Origin of the sequence: Mycobacterium attenuatum (genome assembly GCF_900566085.1) — a bacterium.
Lineage (GTDB): Bacteria > Actinomycetota > Actinomycetes > Mycobacteriales > Mycobacteriaceae > Mycobacterium > Mycobacterium attenuatum.
On the sequence record NZ_UPHT01000187.1, the window covers coordinates 1 to 3,400 of the forward strand.

Below are 3,400 nucleotides of genomic sequence, written 5' to 3' on the forward strand. Positions count from 1 at the left end.
GGGTATTGGCGTCGGGCGGGGTTGAGTGCGTCGCGGTTTGTGGCGTGTCCGTTCGGTGGGGTGGGGGTGCGGATGTATCGCACCGGGGATCTGGTGCGGTGGCGTCGTGATGGGCAGTTGGATTATCTGGGGCGCGTTGATGAGCAGGTCAAGATCCGTGGGTATCGGGTTGAGCTGGGTGAGGTTCGGGCCGCGTTAGCCGGGTTGGCCGGGGTGGATCAGGCGGTGGTGATCGCTCGGGAGGATCGTGCGGGGGATCGGCGGTTGGTGGGGTATGTGACCGGGGCGGCTGATCCGGGTGGGTTGCGTGCGGCGTTGGCGGAGCGGTTGCCGTCGTATATGGTGCCGGCGGCGGTGGTGGTGGTGGCGGGGTTGCCGTTGACGGTTAACGGCAAGCTTGATGTTCGCGCGTTGCCGGCGCCGGAATATGTTGATCGCGAGCGGTATTGCGCTCCCACGACTGCGGTCGAGGAGATCTTGGCCGGCATATACGCGCGGGTGCTGGGTGTGCAACGCGTCGGCATCGACGACTCGTTCTTCGACCTCGGCGGCGACAGCATTCTGGCGATGCAGGTGGTGGCGCGTGCCCGCGCGGCCGGCGTGACCTTCCGGCCGCGCGACATTTTCGCCGAACAGAACGTCGCCGGCCTGGCCCGGGTCGCGGGTTTCGCCGATGCCGACCTGACGGCTATTGACGACGGTGCCGGCGAGGTGCTGGCCACACCGATCATGCGCTGGCTGGGCACCGTCGCCGGTCCGATCGAGCAGTTCAACCAGACGGTGGTGGTGCAGGGTCCGGCGGGGGTCACCGAGGCCGATGTGGCGGTGGTTCTGCAGGCGTTGCTGGACCGGCACGCGATGCTGCGGTTGCGGATCGACGGTGACACCGGTTGGGTGGCCGCAGCGGGCGCGGTGGATGCGCGCGACTGTCTGCGATCGGTGGCGGTGTTGTCCGAGGAGGCGCTGGCCCGCGCCCGTTGCCGGTTGAACCCATCCGCCGGTGTGATGCTGAGCGCGCTGTGGGCACGCGCCTCGAATCAGCTGGCGTTGATCATCCACCATCTTGGCGTTGACGGGGTGTCCTGGCGAATTCTGTTGGAAGACTTAGATATTGCCTGGCGCCAGCATCGCGGTGGGCAGCAGGTGGCATTGCCGGCGGTGGGGACGTCGTTTCGGCGGTGGGCGTCGTTGTTGGCCGAGCACGCCCACTGCGCGGCGGTGCTCGAGCAGGCCGAGGCCTGGCGACAGGTCAGCGCGGCCCCTCCAGCCCTGCCGCCCGCGCGTCCGTCAGACACCTTGGCCACCGCGGGCCGGCTGTCGATGTCGTTGGACAGCGAGACCACTCGGCTGCTGCTGGGCGAGGTCCCGGCGGCGTTCCACGCTGGGATACACGACATCCTCCTGGTCGCATTCGCGTTGGCATGGGCCGAGTTCCTAGGGTTTGCCAGCAGCGGCGGCACGCTCGGCATCGACGTCGAAAGCCACGGCCGCAACGAGGATTTGGCCCCGCACGTCGACCTGTCACGCACCGTCGGCTGGTTCACCGCCAAGCATCCGGTGACATTGACGCTGGCCGCCGGTTTGGGCTGGGCGCAGGTGCTGGCCGGCGATGCGGCGCTGGGCGCGGTGGTCAAGGACTGCAAGGAGCAGCTTCGGAGGCTGCCGGACGGCCTGACCTACGGGCTGCTGCGCTATCTCAACGACGAGGTCGACCTGCCCGCGCCGGACCCGCCGATCGGTTTCAATTACCTGGGGCGGGTGGGCTCATCCACCCAGGCCGCCGAAAACGGTTGGCGCATCTGTGAGTTGGGCTCGGGCAGCAGCAACGCCGGTTTACCGATGCCGCTGATGCACACCGTGGAGGTCAACGCGGTCACGGTCGACACCGACACCGGTCCGCGGCTACAGGCCAAGTGGATGTGGGCGCCGTCGGCGTCGGATGACGCGGGGATCGCGCGGCTCGGGCGGCTCTGGTTCGAGGCCCTGACCGGCATCTGCGCGCACGTGCGGGGAGGCGGCGGCGGTCTGACGCCGTCGGACATCCTGCCCGCGCGTCTGGGCCAGCACCAGGTCGACGAGCTGACGCGCCAATACCGGATTGCCGATATTTTGCCGCTGACCCCGATGCAGCAGGGCCTGCTCTTCCACGCCGGCACCGCGCCCGGCGGCGACCGGGTGGACGACGCTTATGCGGTGCAGCTGGATCTTGGGATCGCCGGCGCCCTTGACCCGCAGCGGTTACGCGATGCAGTGCACGCGGTGGTCGTTCGGCATCCGAACCTGGCGGCCCGCTTTTGCGACGAGTTCGACGAGCCGGTGCAAATCATTCCGGCCGACCCGGTACCGGTATGGCGATACGTCGAGCTTGACGCGGCGCCCGGCGGCGGTGATGTCGGTGATGTCGGTGATGTCGATGAACAGATCCGGCAGTTGTGCGCCGACGAACGCGCCGCGGTCTGCGACCTGGCCCACCCGCCGGCCTTTCGGGCCGCGTTGATCCGCACCGCCGAGCACCGGCACCGGTTCGTGCTGACCAATCACCACATCGTGGTCGACGGCTGGTCGATGCCGATCCTGCTGCGCGAGATCTTCGCCGGCTACCACGAGCAACGACTGCCCACCCCCGTCCCGTACCGCCGTTTTGTCGCTTGGCTGGCCGAGCGCGATCTCGATGCTGCCCGGGCGGTCTGGCGCGAGGTACTGGCCGGCTTCGACACCCCCACACTCGTTGGGCCGCCGGATCGATTGGGACCGCGCCCGCGAGCCGCAACCTTGGTTCGGCTGCCCGCCGCGACAACGCAGGCCATCGGGGAGCTGGCACGCTCCCGGCGCACCACCGTCAACATCGTGCTGCAGGCCGCCTGGGCGCAGCTGCTGATGCTGTTGACCGGCCAGCACGACGTCGCCTTCGGCATCGCGGTCGCTGGACGGCCGCCGGAGGTGCCCGGCGCGGACTCGATGGTCGGGCTATTCGTCAACACCGTGCCGGTGCGGGCGACCATCACGGCCGCAACCACCGCCGCCGATCTGCTCGAACAGCTGCACCACACCCACCACCACACGCTCGAGCACCAACACCTGGGGCTGGCCGACATCCACCGAATCACCGGTCACGACAGGCTTTTCGACACCCTGTTCGTGTATCAGAACTACCCGATCGACGCCCTGCTGCTGGGCGACTCGGGTGATGAAGAACTCACCATCGACGAAATCGCCCGCCACGACTACAACCACTACCCGTTGACCATCCAGGCCCTGCCCGGCACCGAACTCGGACTGCGCGTCGAATACGCCTCCGATGTGTTTGAGGGCGAGAGTGTTTCGGTGTTGGTGGGGCGGTTGGAGCGGGTGTTGGTGGCGATGGTGGGTGGGGTGGGGCGGCGGTTGTCGGTGGTGGATG

General features: G+C 68.2%; 1 protein-coding gene. It reads left to right on the plus strand.

All coding sequences use genetic code 11. The annotated features are described in order from the left end of the window. Positions 1–3,400: condensation domain-containing protein (locus EET13_RS29105; protein WP_168991353.1), on the plus strand; the 3,400-nt coding region annotated here is incomplete at both ends.